The sequence below is a fragment of the Streptomyces niveus genome (assembly GCF_001723055.1).
In the GTDB taxonomy this organism is placed as follows: domain Bacteria; phylum Actinomycetota; class Actinomycetes; order Streptomycetales; family Streptomycetaceae; genus Streptomyces; species Streptomyces niveus.
On record NZ_MDCR01000010.1, the window covers coordinates 39,999 to 56,625 of the forward strand.

12 protein-coding genes are annotated in these 16,627 nt (G+C 69.4%); 6 read left to right on the forward strand and 6 right to left on the reverse strand.

From position 1 onward, the window contains the following. Window positions 1-105: 105 nt before the first annotated feature. Window positions 106-3,618, reverse strand: a complete 3,513-nt coding sequence (gene metH, locus BHU15_RS01625; RefSeq protein ID WP_069625506.1) for a methionine synthase — start codon at window positions 3,616-3,618, stop codon at window positions 106-108. A gap of 233 nt (window positions 3,619-3,851) precedes the next feature. On the opposite strand from metH, the gene BHU15_RS01630 reads away from it, so the two are divergent. From BHU15_RS01630 to BHU15_RS01650, 5 genes are all read left to right on the forward strand, one after another. Next, window positions 3,852-4,616: an IclR family transcriptional regulator gene (locus tag BHU15_RS01630; RefSeq protein WP_069625507.1), complete on the forward strand. Its 765-nt coding sequence runs from the start codon at window positions 3,852-3,854 to the stop codon at window positions 4,614-4,616. A gap of 227 nt (window positions 4,617-4,843) precedes the next feature. Continuing rightward, window positions 4,844-5,635 carry an MIP/aquaporin family protein gene (locus BHU15_RS01635; protein ID WP_069625508.1) on the forward strand — a complete coding sequence of 264 codons (792 nt, stop codon included), beginning with the start codon at window positions 4,844-4,846 and terminating at the stop codon, window positions 5,633-5,635. Window positions 5,636-5,680: 45 nt separating this feature from the next. Beyond that, window positions 5,681-7,231: a glycerol kinase GlpK gene (gene glpK, locus BHU15_RS01640; RefSeq protein ID WP_069625509.1), complete on the forward strand. Its 1,551-nt coding sequence runs from the start codon at window positions 5,681-5,683 to the stop codon at window positions 7,229-7,231. Window positions 7,232-7,263: 32 nt separating this feature from the next. After that, a complete protein-coding gene (locus BHU15_RS01645) occupies window positions 7,264-8,877 on the forward strand; it encodes a glycerol-3-phosphate dehydrogenase/oxidase (protein ID WP_023542792.1) in 1,614 nt (537 codons plus the stop codon). A gap of 130 nt (window positions 8,878-9,007) precedes the next feature. Continuing rightward, entirely contained in the window at window positions 9,008-9,679 is a 672-nt protein-coding gene (locus tag BHU15_RS01650) for a FadR/GntR family transcriptional regulator (RefSeq protein ID WP_069625510.1), read from the forward strand. 82 nt (window positions 9,680-9,761) lie between these two features. Here the strand turns inward: BHU15_RS01650 and BHU15_RS01655 are convergent, their stop codons facing one another. Genes BHU15_RS01655 through BHU15_RS01675 form a run of 5 tightly spaced genes read right to left on the reverse strand, consistent with a single transcriptional unit; the run spans window position 9,762 to window position 15,568 of the window. Next, window positions 9,762-10,793 carry an ABC transporter permease gene (locus BHU15_RS01655; protein ID WP_069625511.1) on the reverse strand — a complete coding sequence of 344 codons (1,032 nt, stop codon included), beginning with the start codon at window positions 10,791-10,793 and terminating at the stop codon, window positions 9,762-9,764. Then, entirely contained in the window at window positions 10,790-12,343 is a 1,554-nt protein-coding gene (locus tag BHU15_RS01660) for a sugar ABC transporter ATP-binding protein (protein ID WP_069625512.1), read from the reverse strand. The genes BHU15_RS01655 and BHU15_RS01660 overlap by 4 nt, the downstream gene beginning before the upstream one ends. A 2-nt stretch (window positions 12,344-12,345) precedes the next feature. Continuing rightward, complete coding sequence (locus BHU15_RS01665) at window positions 12,346-13,419, reverse strand: sugar ABC transporter substrate-binding protein (RefSeq protein WP_069625513.1); 1,074 nt, start codon at window positions 13,417-13,419, stop codon at window positions 12,346-12,348. A 44-nt stretch (window positions 13,420-13,463) separates the two neighbouring features. Further along, a complete protein-coding gene (locus BHU15_RS01670) occupies window positions 13,464-14,252 on the reverse strand; it encodes an SDR family NAD(P)-dependent oxidoreductase (protein WP_069625514.1) in 789 nt (262 codons plus the stop codon). Next, window positions 14,249-15,568: an enolase C-terminal domain-like protein gene (locus BHU15_RS01675; RefSeq protein ID WP_069625515.1), complete on the reverse strand. Its 1,320-nt coding sequence runs from the start codon at window positions 15,566-15,568 to the stop codon at window positions 14,249-14,251. The genes BHU15_RS01670 and BHU15_RS01675 overlap by 4 nt, the downstream gene beginning before the upstream one ends. A 255-nt stretch (window positions 15,569-15,823) precedes the next feature. Between BHU15_RS01675 and BHU15_RS01680 the strand changes: the two genes are divergently transcribed. Continuing rightward, window positions 15,824-16,627 (forward strand): PAC2 family protein (locus tag BHU15_RS01680; RefSeq protein ID WP_069625516.1); only part of this gene is annotated, 804 nt, incomplete at its 3' end.

Sequence of the window (16,627 nt, forward strand, 5' to 3'; positions counted from 1 at the left end):
AAGGCCGGTCGCCTTTCCTGACGGGAATCCCGCCGGGTCCGGCAACCGGCCCACACTGGACCGACAAGCATACGACCTGTCCTCGCGAAATGCGCGTTCAGTGCCTTATCGGGCGTTGAAGTACTTCGCCTCCGGGTGGTGGATGACGATCGCGTCGGTGGACTGCTCGGGGTGGAGCTGGAACTCCTCGGACAGCTCGACCCCGATCCGGCCGGGCTCCAGGAGGTCGGCGATCTTGGCGCGGTCCTCCAGGTTCGGGCAGGCGCCGTAGCCGAGCGAGAAACGGGCGCCCCGGTACTTCAGCGCGAACATGTCCTCGACGTCGGACGGGTCCTCCCCCGCGAAGCCCAGCTCGGAGCGGACGCGGGCGTGCCAGTACTCGGCGAGGGCTTCGGCGAGCTGGACGGACAGGCCGTGCAGTTCGAGGTAGTCGCGGTAGGCGTTCTTCTCGAACAGCTCGGCGGTCGCGGCGCCGATCCTGGACCCGACCGTCACCACCTGGAGGCCGACGACGTCGGTTTCGCCGGATTCCTCGGGACGGAAGAAGTCCGCGAGGCACAGGCGCCGGCCGCGGCGCTGGCGGGGGAAGGTGAAACGGGTCCGCTCGGAGCCGTCCTCGCCCAGCAGGATGAGGTCGTCGCCCTTGGACACACAGGGGAAGTAGCCGTAGACCACGGCCGCCTCCAGGAGGTTCTGGGTCTGGAGCTTCTCCAGCCAGCCCCGCAGATGCGGCCGGCCCTCGGACTCGACCAGCTCCTCGTACGACGGTCCGCCCTTGCGGGCCTCCTTCAGCCCCCACTGGCCCTTGAACAGCGCGCCCTCGTCCAGCCAGGACGCGTACTCCTTGAGCTGGATGCCCTTGATGACCCTGGTGCCCCAGAACGGCGGCTCGGGGACCGGGTTGGTGACCGACACGTCGGAGCGCACCGCGCCCTCCTCCGGGTGCTCCTCCACCACTGCCGCCGCCGCGACCGGCTTGACGCGGCGCTGCTTCAGCTCGGGGAGTACGGCTCCGGGGACGCCGCGCTTGATCCCGATCAGCGCGTCCATCAGCCGCAGGCCCTCGAACGCGTCCCGGGCGTAGCGGACCTCGCCCTCGTAGATCTCGTGGAGGTCCTGCTCGACGTAGGCGCGGGTGAGGGCCGCACCGCCGAGGATGACGGGGAAGTCGGCGGCCATCTTGCGCTGGTTCAGCTCCTGAAGGTTCTCCTTCATGATCACCGTGGACTTCACCAGCAGCCCCGACATCCCGATGACGTCCGCCCGGTGCTCCTCGGCGGCTTCGAGGATCGCGGAGACGGGCTGCTTGATGCCCAGATTCACCACGGTGTAGCCGTTGTTGGACAGGATGATGTCGACCAGGTTCTTCCCGATGTCGTGCACATCGCCGCGCACGGTGGCCAGGACGATCGTGCCCTTGCCGTCGTCGTCGGACTTCTCCATGTGCGGCTCCAGGAACGCCACCGCCGTCTTCATCACCTCCGCCGACTGGAGCACGAACGGCAGCTGCATCTGACCGGAGCCGAACAGCTCACCGACGACCTTCATGCCGTTCAGCAGGGTGTCGTTGACGATCTCCAGCGCCGGACGTTCGGCGAGGGCGGCGGTGAGGTCGTCCTCCAGGCCGTTCTTCTCGCCGTCGATGATGCGCCGCTCCAGGCGCTCGTTCAGGGGCAGCGCCAGCAGTTCCTCGGCCCGGCCGTCCTTCATCGACTTGGTGTTGACGCCCTCGAACAGCTGCATCAGCTTCTGGAGCGGGTCGTAGCCCTCGGCGCGCCGGTCGTAGATCAGGTCGAGCGCGACCTTGACCTGCTCCTCGTCCAGCCGGGCGATCGGCAGGATCTTCGACGCGTGCACGATCGCCGAATCCAGCCCCGCCTTCACGCACTCGTCCAGGAAGACCGAGTTCAGCACGATGCGGGCGGCCGGGTTGAGGCCGAAGGAGATGTTCGACAGACCCAGGGTGGTCTGCACGTCGGGGTGGCGTTGCTTCAGCTCGCGGATCGCCTCGATGGTCGCGATCCCGTCCTTGCGCGACTCCTCCTGGCCCGTGCAGATCGTGAAGGTGAGGGTGTCGATCAGGATGTCCGACTCGTGCACACCCCAGTTCCCCGTCAGGTCCGCGATCAGCCGCTCGGCGATGGCCACCTTGTGCTCGGGGGTACGGGCCTGCCCCTCCTCGTCGATGGTCAGGGCGATCAGCGCGGCGCCGTGCTCGACGGCCAGTTCGGTGACCTTCACGAAGCGGGACTCCGGCCCGTCACCGTCCTCGTAGTTCACCGAGTTGATGACCGCACGCCCGCCCAGCTTCTCCAACCCCGCCCGCAGGACCGGCAGTTCGGTGGAGTCCAGCACGATCGGCAGCGTCGAGGCCGTCGCGAAACGGCCTGCCAGCTCCGCCATGTCCGCGACTCCGTCACGGCCGACGTAGTCGACACACAGGTCGAGCAGATGGGCGCCCTCGCGGATCTGGGCGCGCGCCATCTCCACACAGTCGTCCCAGCGGCCTTCGAGCATCGCCTCCCGGAACTTCTTCGACCCGTTGGCGTTCGTCCGCTCACCGATCGCGAGGTACGAGGTGTCCTGCCGGAACGGCACCGTCTGGTACAGCGAGGCGGCTCCCGGCTCCGGCCGCGCCACCCGCTCCGTCACCTCGGCGCCCCGGACCCGCTCCACCACCTGCCGCAGATGTTCCGGAGTCGTACCGCAGCAGCCGCCGACCAGCGACAGTCCGTAGTCGCGTACGAAGGTCTCCTGCGCGTCGGCGAGTTCACCCGCGGTCAGCGGATAGTGCGCACCGTCCTTGCCGAGGACGGGGAGTCCGGCGTTGGGCATGCAGGAGAGGGGGATACGTGAGTGCTGGGCCAGATAGCGAAGGTGTTCGCTCATCTCGGCCGGGCCGGTCGCGCAGTTCAGACCGATCATGTCGATGCCCAGCGGCTCCAGCGCCGTCAGGGCCGCCCCGATCTCGGAGCCCAGCAGCATGGTGCCGGTCGTCTCGACCGTCACCGAGCAGATGACCGGCAGCTTCGCGCCGGTGGCGTCGAGCGCGCGGCGGGCTCCGAGGACGGCGGCCTTGGTCTGGAGCAGATCCTGGGTCGTCTCCACCAGCAGCGCGTCGGCGCCGCCGGCGATCATGCCTTCGGCGTTGCGCTGGTAGGCGTCGCGCAGGGTCACGTAGTCCACGTGCCCCAGCGTCGGCAGCTTCGTTCCCGGGCCCATCGAGCCCAGCACCCAGCGCTGCTGTCCGGTGGAGAGCGTGAACTCGTCGGCGACCTCGCGGGCGATCCGCGCGCCGGCCTCGGAGAGTTCGAAGACGCGCTCGGGGATGTCGTACTCGGCGAGCGCGGCGTAGTTCGTGCCGAAGGTGTTGGTCTCCACGCAGTCGACACCGACCGCGAAGTACTCCTCGTGGACCGACCGCACGATGTCCGGTCGCGTCACGTTCAGGATCTCGTTGCAGCCTTCCAGATCCTGGAAGTCCTCCATCGTCGGATCCTGCGCCTGAAGCATCGTGCCCATCGCCCCGTCCGCCACCACCACACGGGTGGCCAGCGCTTCGCGGAGCGCTTCGATTCGGGTCCGGCTGTCGGCGGAAATGCTGGAGGACGGGGCCATGAAGATACTCCCGGGGATGCGACGGCTGTCGGCTTTGCGCCTTCCGGTGGAAGGGGCACCCGGCCAGGGTAGCGGTGCCCGGCTCCGTACGGCGTCGCGTTTCACGGGGCGGACGGTCGTGCCCCGGAGCGCGGGGAGCGGGCGGTGGGGAATCCGCTGTCCGTAACGGCGAGTCGGCATGGACCGATAATGTTCAGCATTGTCGAACGACTGGTGTAACGGAGGTCCGGCCGATGGCGAAGAGTATCCAGTCTCTCCAGCGTGCGGCGGCAGTACTGCGGCTCCTGGCGGGCGGCGAGCGCAGGCTCGGCCTGTCCGACATCTCCTCCTCGCTCGGGCTGGCCAAGGGCACGGCGCACGGCATTCTGCGCACCCTCCAGGAGGAGGGCTTCGTGGAGCAGGATCCGGCCTCCGGCCGCTATCAGCTGGGGGCGGAGCTGCTGCGGCTGGGCAACAGCTATCTGGACGTCCACGAGCTGCGGTCGCGTGCCCTGGTGTGGACGGACGACCTGGCGCGGTCCAGCGGCGAGAGCGTGCATGTCGGGGTGCTGCACCTGGAGGGCGTACTGATCGTGCACCACGTCTTCCGGCCCGACGACAGCCGGCAGGTGCTGGAGGTGGGGGCGATGCAGCCGCTGCACTCCACGGCGCTGGGCAAGGTGCTCGCGGCGTACGACCCGGTGGCCCGCGGCGAGGCGGTCAGGGGCACCCGGGAGCGGCTGACCGCGCGCACCGTCACCGATCTGGAGCAGTTCGAGGCGATTCTCGAACTCACCCGGTCGCGGGGATGGGCGGCGGACGTCGAGGAGACGTGGGAGGGGGTGGCCGCGGTGGCCGCCCCGATCCATGACAGGCGGCGCATGCCGGTCGGGGCCATAGCTCTCACCGGAGCGGTGGAACGACTGTGCGAAGACGGCGAGATTCGTCCGGAGCTGATCACGGCGGTGCGCGAATGTGCGCGTTCGGTGTCCAGAGATGTCGGCGCCGGGCGGTTTTGAGTCGCAGGGCCGATGATCTGAGAAGAACAAGGTTCCGGCGACGGGGCCCTTGACGACTCCTTCACCCCAGGATGACACTGCCGTTCAGCGGTCGGCATTGTCGAACATTGATCGACGGGTCAACATGTGTGCACGACAAGGCCAGAGGCCGGCAACGCCCTCACCTGAGGGCTCGGACCATCGGTGCGAGCCGCTGGTCCGCCTTCCCCTGGACGAAGGAGTCTTGGGTGTCACACTTCGACATCTTCATAGGCGAGACCGTAGGAACCGCTCTCCTGATCCTCCTCGGTGGCGGCGTGGTGGCCGGCGTCGTCCTCAAGCGCTCCAAATCGCACGACGCGGGCTGGGTCGCCATCAGCTTCGGATGGGGATTCGCGGTCCTCACCGGCGCGTATCTCGCCGCGGGTGTCTCGGGCGCCCATCTGAACCCCGCGGTCACCCTCGGACTCGCGATATCCGGCGGTACGGAGTGGAGCGATGTGCCGCTCTACATGGCGAGCGAGTTGCTGGGCGCCATGATCGGCGCTTTCCTGGTTTGGGTGACGTACATGGGGCAGTTCAAGGCCCATCTGACCGACCAGGAGATCCTCGCCCGGCAACCGGCGACCGAGGGTCTGGTCGATCAGAAGGCGGCGCCCAAGGCCGGTCCGGTCCTGGGCATCTTCTCGACGGGCCCGGAGATCCGGCACACCGTGCAGAACGTGCTCACCGAGATCATCGCCACCTTTGCCCTGGTCATCGCGATCCTCACCCAGGGGCTGAACGACGAGGGCAACGGCCTGGGTGTGCTGGGCGTACTGATCACCGCGCTGGTCGTGGTGGGCATCGGTCTCTCGCTCGGTGGCCCCACCGGATACGCGATCAACCCGGCGCGTGACCTCGGCCCCCGTATCGTCCACGCGCTGCTGCCGCTGCCCAACAAGGGCGGCTCCGACTGGACGTACGCCTGGATCCCGGTCGTCGCCCCGCTCATCGGCGGCGCCGCCGCGGCCGGTCTCTACAACGTGGCCTTCAAATAGCCCACGTCCTTCCTCCGCCCTCCGCACCGAGCAGGAGCAGACATCGTGAGTGACGCACAGAGCACCGGAACCTCCTCCCACGGCACGGGACCCTTCATCGCGGCGATCGACCAGGGCACCACCTCCAGCCGCTGCATCGTCTTCGACGTCGACGGGCGCATCGTCGCCGTCGACCAGAAGGAGCACCAGCAGATCTTCCCGAAGCCGGGCTGGGTCGAGCACGACGCCAAGGAGATCTGGACCAACGTCCAGGAAGTCGTGGCGAACGCCATCGAGAAGGCCGGCATCACCAAGGCCGACGTACTGGCGATCGGGATCACCAACCAGCGCGAGACCACCATGCTCTGGGACAAGAACACCGGTGAGCCCGTCCACAACGCCATCGTCTGGCAGGACACCCGCACCAGCGGACTCGTGAAGGAACTGGGCCGCAACGTGGGCCAGGACCGGTTCCGCCGGGACACCGGGCTGCCGCTGGCGACCTACTTCGCCGGGCCGAAGGCCCGCTGGCTGCTGGACAACGTCGAGGGACTGCGCGAGCGCGCCGAGAGCGGCGACATCCTGTTCGGCACGATGGATTCCTGGGTGATCTGGAATCTGACCGGCGGTACGGATGGTGGTGTGCACGTCACGGACGTCACCAACGCCTCCCGCACGATGCTGATGCGCCTGGACACGCTGGAGTGGGACCCGAAGATCTGCAACTCCATCGGGGTCCCGATGGCGATGCTCCCGCAGATCCGTTCGTCGTCCGAGGTGTACGGGACGGCCAAGGGCGGCCCGCTGGACGGGATTCCGGTCGCCTCGGCGCTCGGTGACCAGCAGGCGGCCCTGTTCGGCCAGTGCTGCTTCGACGAGGGCGAGGCCAAGTCGACGTACGGCACCGGCACGTTCATGCTGATGAACACCGCCCACAAGCCCATCAACTCCTACAACGGGCTGCTGACCACGGTCGGTTACCGCATCGGGGACGAGAAGGCGGTGTACGCGCTGGAGGGCTCCATCGCCGTCACCGGCGCCCTCGTGCAGTGGATGCGCGACCAGATGGGCCTGATCAAGACCGCGCCCGAGATCGAGACGCTGGCCTCCTCGGTGGAGGACAACGGCGGCGCGTACTTCGTCCCCGCCTTCTCCGGGCTGTTCGCGCCCCACTGGGACTCGGCCGCCCGCGGTGTGATCGCCGGACTCACCGGCTATGTCACCAAGGCGCACATCGCCCGCGCGGTGCTGGAGGCCACGGCCTGGCAGACCCGTGAGATCAGCGACGCGATGACCAAGGACTCCAAGGTGGAGCTGACGTCCCTCAAGGTCGACGGCGGTATGACCGCCAACAACCTGCTGATGCAGACGCTCTCCAACGTCCTCGACGCGCCCGTCGTACGGCCGATGGTCGCCGAGACGACCTGTCTGGGCGCCGCGTACGCCGCCGGACTCGCGGTCGGCTTCTGGCCGGACACCGCCGCGCTGCGGGCCAACTGGCGCCGCGCCGCGGAGTGGACGCCGGACATGGACGCCGCGAAGCGCGAGCGCGAGTACAAGAACTGGCTCAAGGCAGTGGAGCGCACCAAGGCCTGGGTGGACGACGACGAGAACTGACCCGGGTCCGTCCGTCCGAGCAAGGAGAGACCATGACCACCCTTCACAGCGGTCCCGCCCTGGGCACGCATCCGGCCGGCGGCTCCCTCCCGAGCCGTGCCGAGACCCGGGAGCAACTGTCCCGCGCCACCTACGACCTGCTGGTCATCGGCGGCGGCATCCTGGGCATCTCCACCGCCTGGCACGCCTCCCAGTCGGGACTGCGGGTGGCCCTGGTGGACGGTGGCGACTTCGCGGGCGCCACCTCCTCCGCCTCCTCCAAGCTGCTCCACGGCGGTCTGCGCTACCTGCAGACCGGTGAGGTGAAGCTGGTCGCCGAGAACCACTTCGAGCGCCGCGCGGTCTCCCGCCGCGTCGCGCCGCATCTGGCGAATCCGCTCACCTTCTATCTGCCCGTCTACAAGGACGGGCCGCACAGCGCGGCCAAGCTGGGCGCCGGTGTCTTCGCGTACTCGGCGCTGTCCGCCTTCGGCGACGGCGTCGGGCATCTGCTGAGCCCGGCGAAGGCCCGGCGCGCGGTGCCGGAGCTGCGGACGGACAATCTGCGGGCCGTCGCCGTGTACGGCGACGACCAGATGAACGACGCGCGGATGGCCGTCATGACGGTCCGGGCCGCCGTCGAGTCGGGCGCGGCCGTCCTCAACCACGCCGAGGTGACCGGGCTGCGGTTCACCGGTGGCCGCGTGACGGGCGCGGATCTCAAGGACGGCATGGACGGTACGGAGTTCGGGGTCGACGCCCGGCTCGTACTGAACGCCACCGGTCCCTGGGTCGACCATCTGCGCAAGCTGGAGGACCCGAGGTGCGAGCCCTCCATCCGGCTCTCCAAGGGCGCGCACCTCGTACTGAAACGCACCGCCCCGTGGAACGCGGCGCTCGCGACGCCGATCGACAAGTACCGCATCACCTTCGCCCTCCCCTGGGAGGACATGCTGCTGCTGGGCACGACGGACGAGGTGTACGAGGGCGACCCGGCGGACGTGGCGGTCAACGACGCGGACATCCACCAGATCCTGGACGAGGCGTCGCTGTCCGTACGCGACCAGCAGCTCTCGCGTGATCTGATCACCTACTCGTTCGCCGGTCTGCGGGTGCTGCCCGGCGGTCCCGGTGACACGTCGACCGCCAAGCGGGAGACGGTCGTCACCGAGGGCAGCGGCGGCATGCTGTCGGTGGCGGGCGGCAAGTGGACGACGTTCCGGCACATCGGCCGTACGGTGCTGGACAAGCTGGAGACCCTGCCGGGCCGGCCGCTCGGCTCCGACATCGAGCCCACGTCGCGGCTGCCGAAGATGCTGCCGCTGCCCGGTATCGCCAATCCGCACGCGGTGGAGCACCGGCTGCTGATCGACGGCGGCGCGCACGGCGACGGCATCGCGCGGGACACCGCCCGCCATCTCGCCCGGCACTACGGGTCGTTGGCGTTCGACATCGCGCGCCTGGCGTACGAGCATCCGGAGCTGGGCGAGCGGATCCATCCGGACGCGCCGGAGATCTGGGCGCAGGTCGTGTACGCCCGCGATCACGAGTGGGCCGAGACGGCGGACGACGTGCTGCGGCGCCGTACGACGCTGACGATCCGGGGGCTCGCCACGGACGGAATCCGGGCCCGCGTCGAGGAATTGCTCGGTCAGCGCCGCGGCTGACGGCGCCGCCGGCCGTCATGCCTCGAACCAAGTTCCGAAACAGCGACGGAGAAGTCCGGTGGAACGGGGCTCCGGACGTGTACGGAGACGCATAATGGAGGCTGATACATCGGATGTATGGAGGTCGCCCATGGCTGTCACCGACGAGGCCATCGAGAAGATCAAGGGAATGATCGTCTCGGGCGCGCTGCGCCCGGGGGACCGCCTTCCCAAGGAGAGCGAGCTCGCCGCCGAACTGGGCCTGTCGCGCAACTCGCTGCGCGAGGCGGTACGCGCCCTGTCGCTGATCCGGATTCTCGACGTACGGCAGGGCGACGGCACGTACGTCACCAGCCTCGATCCTCAACTGCTCCTCGAAGCGCTGAGTTTCGTCGTCGACTTCCACCGCGACGACACGGTGCTGGAGTTCCTGGCGGTACGGCGGATCCTGGAGCCTGCCGCGACGGCGATGGCCGCCACGCGGATCAAGGACTCCGAACTGGACATGCTGGGCGAGCAGTTGGACGCGCTCGGGGCGGATCCGTCGGTCGAGGAGCTGGTGGCATCCGACCTGGAGTTCCACCGGGGAATCGTGCAGGCGTCGGGCAACTCGGTGCTCTGCTCGCTTCTTGACGGACTGTCAGGACCGACCACCCGGGCCCGGGTCTGGCGCGGGCTGACCCAGGAGGACGCGGTCAGCCGCACGCTGCACGAGCACCGGGCGATCCTGTCGGCGCTGCGCGACCGGGACGCGGAGGCGGCCAGGGCGTGGGCGACGGTGCATGTGGCGAGTGTGGAGCAGTGGCTGCGTTCGACGCTCTGACCGGGGCCACGACCGGAGTTCTTACGCGTACGTGAACGGGCACGGACCTCCTGGGAGGCCCGTGCCCGTCGTCATGGGTCGGTCAGTCCTGCTTCTCACCGCTCGCGAACCGGGAGATGACCAGGGCGACGATGATGATCGCGCCGTTCAGGAACTGGTTCCAGAGCGCGGGCACCCCGCCCAGCGTCATCACGTTCACGACCAGTTGCAGCGTCAGCACACCGGTCAGCGCGCCGAAGAGCGTGCCGCGCCCGCCCTTGAGGCTGATGCCGCCGATCACGGCGGCGGCGAAGACCTGGAAGATCCAGCCGTTGCCCTGGGTGGCGGCCACCGAGCCGTAGTGGCCGGTGTAGAGGATGCCGGCGAAGGCAGCCAGCACGCCGCCGATGGCGAGCACGATCCAGGTGATCCGGTCGACCCGGACGCCGGCGGCACGCGCCGCCTCCGGGTTGCCGCCGATGGCGTACAGCGAACGCCCGTGCCGCAGCCAGGCGAGCGAAGCGCCGCCGATGGCGAAGAGCGCGAGACAGATCCAGACGGCGGCGGGCGCCCCCAGCCAGTCGGTCTTGCCGAGGTAGCGGAAGGACTCCGGGACATCGGTGATCGACTTGCCCTCGGTGATGCCGATCTGGAGACCGCGCAGCATCGTGAGCATGCCGAGGGTCGCGATGAATCCGTTGACCCGCAGCTTCAGGATCAGGAAGCCGTTGATCACGCCGACGACCAGGCCGACCAGCAGACACAGCGGGATGGCCGACCAGACGGGCAGCAGATCGAGGCCGGCGAACCGCCCGCCCTCCCCCGGCAGCACCATCCACATGGCGATGACCGGCGCGATGCCGATCGTCGACTCCAGCGACAGGTCCATCCGGCCGCAGATCAGGATCAGCGCCTGCCCGAGCACCAGCAGGCTCAGCTCGGACGACTGCTGGACGACGCTGATCAGGTTGTTGGAGGTGAGGAAGACCGGCGACACGATGAAGCCGATCACCATCAGCACCAGGATCACCGGCACGAGCGAGAAGTCGCTCCACCTGATGAGCTTCAGCCGGCTCAGCGGGTGGTCGTCGTCGCGCTCCTTGTCGAGCACCGGCGGTCGTATCGTCTCGGTCATCGGCTCTCCCCCACACCTTCCATGGCGGCGACCAGTTCCCGGTCGGTCCACCCGCTCCCGAACGTTGCCACCACTCGCCCGTGGAACAGGGCCAGTACGCGGTCGCAGACCCGCAGATCATCCAGCTCGTCCGAGATGATCACGGCCGCGTTTCCCTCGTCGGCCACCCGGCGTACGACGCCGAGCAGCGAGTCCTTCGACTTGACGTCCACGCCCGCCGTGGGGCGCAGCGCCACCAGCACGCTGGGCGCGCGGGCCAGCGCCCTGGCGACGACGACCTTCTGCTGGTTGCCGCCGGACAGGCCCGAGACCGGCTGCTCGGGACCCGTCGTCTTGATGTCCAGCGAGGCGATCATGGACCGGGCGAACTCCCTCGTACGGGAGGGCAGTACGGTCCCCCACGGGCCGAGCTGGTCGGCGACGGTGAGCGTGGCGTTCTCGGCGACGCTGCGGTTCAGTACGAGGCCCTGGACGTGCCGGTCCTCGGGGATGTAGCCGATCCCGGCGTCCAGCGAGTGCGGCACACTGCCCGGTTTCACCGTCCGCTCGCGTACCGCGATCCGGCCCGCCGTCGCCTTCCGCATACCGGCCAGGGTCTCGCCCAGCGCGGTGTTGCCGCTGGCCGCGGACCCGGCGACGCCCAGCACCTCACCGGGGCGCACTTCGAGGTCGAGCGGTTCGAACTCGCCCTCCAGGGCGAGTCCTTCGGTGGTCAGTACGGGCTGCGCCGTACGGTCCGGTGCCACCGCGTGCGCGGCGTGCCAGGCGGCGGTCGAGCTCGCCGCGTCGCCCGTCATGGCCGTCACCAGGTCCGCCTTGGCCAGGTCCGCGACCGGCGCGGTCAGGACATGGCGGGCGTCCCGGTAGACGGTGACGGTGCTGCACAGCTCGTACACCTCCTGGAGGTGGTGGGAGATGAAGAGGAACGCCACCCCCTGGCTCTGGAGGTCGCGGAGCTTCTCGAAGAGGCTGTCGATGCCGCGGGCGTCGAGCTGGGCGGTGGGCTCGTCCAGGATGATGAGGCGGGCCCCGAACGACAGGGCGCGCGCGATCTCCACGAACTGGCGCTGCTCGACGGCGAGATCCTTGGCACGGGCGTCGGGATCGACGCTGACGCCGTACTCGGCGAGCAGTTCCTCGGCCCGGGTGCGGAGCCGGCGCCAGCTGATGAGACGGCCGGCGATCCCGGAACGGCCGTTGCCCAGGCCGTAGTTGTTGAGGAACAGATTCTCGGCGACGGTCAGGTCGGGCACGACCATCGACTTCTGGTAGACGCAGGCGACCTTGGACTGCCAGGCCGTGATGTCGCCGAAGGCGGGCGCCGGTTCACCGCCGAAGCTGACCTTTCCCGCGTCGGCCTCGTGGAGTCCGGTGAGGACGCTGACGAGGGTGGACTTGCCTGCCCCGTTGCGCCCGACGAGTGCGTGGGACTCGCCGGGCGCGACGGTCAGCCGGACACCGTCGAGCGCCACGGTGGGACCGAAGCGCTTGACGATGCCCTCCGCGTGGACGGCGGGCGCCGGCGCGCCGGCCGCAGCTGCCTTGGCCATGACTAGTTCTTCTTCTCCAGCTGGTTGGCCCACAGCGCCTTGTCGTCCACGTTGTCCTTGGTCACCAGGGGCGCGGGCAGCTGGTCCTCGAAGCCGCCCGGGATCTTGATGATGGTGGAGTCGTGGTCGGTCGGCCCCTCCTTCGGGGTCTTCCCGGCCAGCGCCTCCTTCGCGTAGTACAGCGCGTACTTGGCGTACAGGTCGGCCGGCTGCGAGATCGTGGCGTCGATCTTGCCCGCCCGGATCGCGTCCAGCTCCTCGGGGATGCCGTCGTTGGAGATGATCGTGATGTGCCCCTTCTCCCCCGGCGGCTTGAGGAGCTTCTTCTGCTCCAGCAGGGCGAGCGTGGGCTGCAGGAAGACACCGCCGGCCTGCATGTAGATGCCGCCCAGGTCCGGGTGCGCGGCGAGGGTGGACTGGAGCTTGGCCGACGCGACCTCGCCCTTCCACTCGGTGGCCAGCTCGAAGACCTTGATGTCCGGGAACTTCTCGTCCATGCAGCTCTTGAACGCCTCGGAGCGGTCCCGGCCGTTGATGGAGGAGAGGTCGCCCTGGAACTCGGCGACCTTGCCCTTGCCGCCCAGCTGCTCGCCGAGGTACTCGCAGGCCTTCTCCCCGTACGCGCGGTTGTCGGCCCGTACGACCATGTAGACGTCGCCCTTGTCGGGGCGGGTGTCGACGCTGACGACGGGGATCTTCTTCTCGTTCAGGTTCGCCAGCGTCTCGGCTATCGCGCCGGTGTCCTGCGGGGCCATCACGACGGCCTTGGCGCCCTGGTCGGTGAAGGCCTGGACGTTGGAGACGAGCTTGCCGATGTCGTTCTGCGAGTTGGTCAGCGGCAGCGCGTCGATGCCCTCGTCCTTGACGCCGGACTCGATGTACTGCTGGTAGGAGTTCCAGAAGTCGCTGTCGCTGCGGGGCAGGTCGATGCCGACCTTGCCGCCGCCTTCGGCGTCCCCGCTCCCCGAGTCACGGTTGCAGCCCGCGAGGGCCGTGACGGCGAGCAGCGCGGCGCAGGCCGCGGCGCTCGTCCGCAGTGCGGTGCGTGGGGATCGCCCCACAGGGTGTCGCAGCATGGTGTGTCCGTCCTTGGGTGTGTGTCGGCTCAAGCTCAGGGGGCTCAGGGGGTGGCGGGGCGCAGGCGCAGGCCCTGCATTCCGCCGTCGACCGCGAGCGCCGTTCCCGTGACGGCGGCCGCGGCGGGGCTGGCGAGATAGGCGACCGCCGCCGCGACCTCGTCCGCGCCGACCAGCCGTCCCGTGGGCTGGCGCGCTTCGAGGGCGGCGCGTTCGGCCGCCGGGTCGGATGCCTGGTCGAGCAGGCGGCCGACCCAGGGGGTGTCGGCGGTGCCGGGGTTGACGCAGTTGACGCGGATTCCCTCGCGTACGTGGTCGGCGGCCATCGCGAGGGTCAGCGACTGCACCGCGCCCTTGCTGGCGCTGTACAGGGCGCGTTGGGGCAGTCCGGCCGTGGCGGCGATGGAGCAGGTGTGGGTGATGGAGACGGCGCCCGGCCGGTCGGCGGCGGCGCGGCGCAGATGGGGCAGGGCGTGGCGGGCGGTACGGACCATGCCGAGGACGTTGATGTCGAGGACCCGCAGCCATTCGGCGTCGTCGTTGTCGGCGACGGTGCCGATGGCGCCGATCCCGGCGTTGGAGACGACGGTGTGCAGGGCGCCGAACTCGGCCGCCGCCGCGTCGACGGCCGCGCGGACGGCGGCGTCGTCGGTGACGTCGGCCTGGAGGGCCAGGGTGCCTTCGGGGGCCGACGCGGTGTCGCGGTCGAGTACGGCGACGCGTGCGCCGCGCGCCAGGAGCAGGGTGGCGATGGCCGCGCCGATGCCGGAGGCGCCGCCGGTGACGAGGGCGCCGAGGCCCGCGAAGTCTCCTGTGTCCTGTGCGGCGGTCATGAGTTGGCCTCCTCGGTGGTGCGGCGGGCCTGCCAGACGGGCCCGTCGGGGTAGCGGTGTGCGGCGATCGACTCCGGGTGCATCCGGGCGGAGAAGCCCGGGGCGCCGGGGGTGACGTAGCGGCCCGATTCGATCACCGCGGGGTCGGTGAAGTGCTCGTGGAGGTGGTCGACGTACTCGATCACGCGGTCCTCCCAGGTGCCCGAGACGGCAACGTAGTCGAACATCGCCAGATGTTGGACCAGTTCGCACAGGCCGACTCCGCCGGCGTGCGGGCAGACGGGTTTGCCGTACTTGGCGGCGAGCAGCAGGATCGCCAGGTTCTCGTTGACTCCGGCGACGCGCGCGGCGTCGATCTGGACGAAGTCGACGGCCTCGGCCTGGAGCAGCTGCTTGAACACGACGCGGTTGGCGACGTGTTCGCCGGTGGCGACCTTGACGGGCTGACCGGCCCGGACGGCGGCGTGGCCGAGGATGTCGTCGGGGCTGGTGGGCTCCTCGATCCAGTGCGGCTCGTACGGGGCCAGCGCGGTCATCCAGCGGATCGCGTCGGGCACGTCCCAGCGCTGGTTGGCGTCGACGGCGATCCGGATGTCCGGCCCGACGGCCGCGCGGGCCAGCTTCATCCGCCGTACGTCGTCGTCGAGGTCGCCGCCCACCTTGAGCTTGATCTGCTGGAAGCCGTCGGCGACGGCCTGTTCGGCGAGGGTGACGAGCTTGGTGTCGTCGTAGCCGAGCCAGCCGGGCGAGGTGGTGTAAGCGGGGTAGCCCTCGGCGCGCAGCCGGGCGGCGCGCTCGGCGCGGCCGGGTTCGGCGGCGCGCAGGATCTCCAGCGCCTCGACCGGGGTGAGGGCGTCGGTGAGATAGCGGAAGTCGACGAGGGAGACCAGTTCCTCGGGGGTCATGCCGGCCAGGAACTCCCAGACGGGCAGGCCCGCGGCCTTGGCTGCGAGGTCCCAGGCCGCGTTGATGACCGCGCCCGCGGCCATGTGCATGACGCCCTTCTCCGGTCCGAGCCAGCGCAGTTGGGAGTCATGGGTCAACTCGATGTGCAGCGCGGCGAGATCGGCGGCGGTACGGGGTGCCCGGCGGCCGATCACGTACGGGCGCAGGGCCTCGATCGCGGCGGCGAGTACGTCGTTGCCCCGGCCGATGGTGAAGCAGAAGCCGTGGCCCTCGGCGCCGTCGCCGGTGCGCAGGACCACGTAAGCCGCGGAGTAGTCGGGGTCGGGGTTCATGGCGTCCGAGCCGTCGAGCTGTTCCGAGGTGGGGAACCGGATGTCGTGTACCCCGAACTCTGTGACGGTCTGACTCACTGCACGCCCCTTGAGAAGAACATCGGACCTCTTCGGTCATCCGATGTATAGCGTCGTTGAGGGGTAAACGTCCAGGGGCGGAACGAAATTTACGGTCACAGCTCGGATGAATTCTCCGATTCGTTGTGTCAGCACCCCCAGCCATGCCCAGCGGCGCGGAAGTTCACCCGCGCGTGCACGGGGGCTGCGGACGGGTAGCTGAGAAGCCGTAAGGTTGGTCCGTACGTTCAGAGAACACTTCGGAAGGAGGCCTGGGTGATCGAGCTCGAGGGAGTACCCGAGCTGATCGACCCGGTCATGGTGGCCGCGTTCGAAGGCTGGAACGACGCCGGCGACGCCGCCTCCACGGCGGTCGGACATCTGGACAGGGAGTGGAAGGGCGAGGTGTTCGCGGCGCTCGACGCCGAGGACTACTACGACTTCCAGGTCAACCGGCCCACGGTCTGGCTGGACGGCGGCGCACGGAAGATCGTCTGGCCCACCACCCGGCTCTCCGTGGTCCGGGTCGGCGGGGAGAAACCCCGTGACCTGGTGCTGGTCCGCGGCATCGAACCGTCCATGCGCTGGCGCTCCTTCTGCAACGAGATCCTGGGCTTCGCCCATGAGCTGGGCGTGGAGATGGTGGTGATCCTGGGCGCGCTGCTCGGCGACACCCCGCACACCCGCCCGGTGCCGGTGAGCGGCGTGACCTCGGACGCGGACCTGGCCAGGACGATGGACCTGGAGGAGACGCGGTACGAGGGCCCGACGGGCATCGTCGGCATCCTTCAGGAGGCGTGCACGCACGCGGGGGTGCCCGCGGTGAGTCTGTGGGCGGCCGTGCCGCACTACGTCTCGCAGCCGCCCAACCCGAAGGCGACGCTGGCCCTGCTGAACCGGCTGGAGGATCTGATCGGGCTGCGGATCCCGCTGGGTGAACTGGCGGAGGACGCGCGGGCGTGGCAGCTCGGGGTGGACCAACTGGCCGCCGAGGACAGCGAGGTGGCGGAGTACGTCCAGTCGCTGGAGGAGGCGCGGGACACCGCGGAGCTGCCGGAGGCGTCCGGCGAGGCGATCGCG

What these genes read in the sequence shown, in the direction of transcription:
- metH (WP_069625506.1), bottom strand. Translation starts at nt 3,618, where the DNA reads ATGGCCCCGTCCTCCAGCATTTCCGCCGACAGCCGGACCCGAATCGAA.
- BHU15_RS01630 (WP_069625507.1), top strand. Translation starts at nt 3,852, where the DNA reads ATGGCGAAGAGTATCCAGTCTCTCCAGCGTGCGGCGGCAGTACTGCGG.
- BHU15_RS01645 (WP_023542792.1), top strand. Translation starts at nt 7,264, where the DNA reads ATGACCACCCTTCACAGCGGTCCCGCCCTGGGCACGCATCCGGCCGGC.
- BHU15_RS01650 (WP_069625510.1), top strand. Translation starts at nt 9,008, where the DNA reads ATGGCTGTCACCGACGAGGCCATCGAGAAGATCAAGGGAATGATCGTC.
- BHU15_RS01655 (WP_069625511.1), bottom strand. Translation starts at nt 10,793, where the DNA reads ATGACCGAGACGATACGACCGCCGGTGCTCGACAAGGAGCGCGACGAC.
- BHU15_RS01660 (WP_069625512.1), bottom strand. Translation starts at nt 12,343, where the DNA reads ATGGCCAAGGCAGCTGCGGCCGGCGCGCCGGCGCCCGCCGTCCACGCG.
- BHU15_RS01665 (WP_069625513.1), bottom strand. Translation starts at nt 13,419, where the DNA reads ATGCTGCGACACCCTGTGGGGCGATCCCCACGCACCGCACTGCGGACG.
- BHU15_RS01670 (WP_069625514.1), bottom strand. Translation starts at nt 14,252, where the DNA reads ATGACCGCCGCACAGGACACAGGAGACTTCGCGGGCCTCGGCGCCCTC.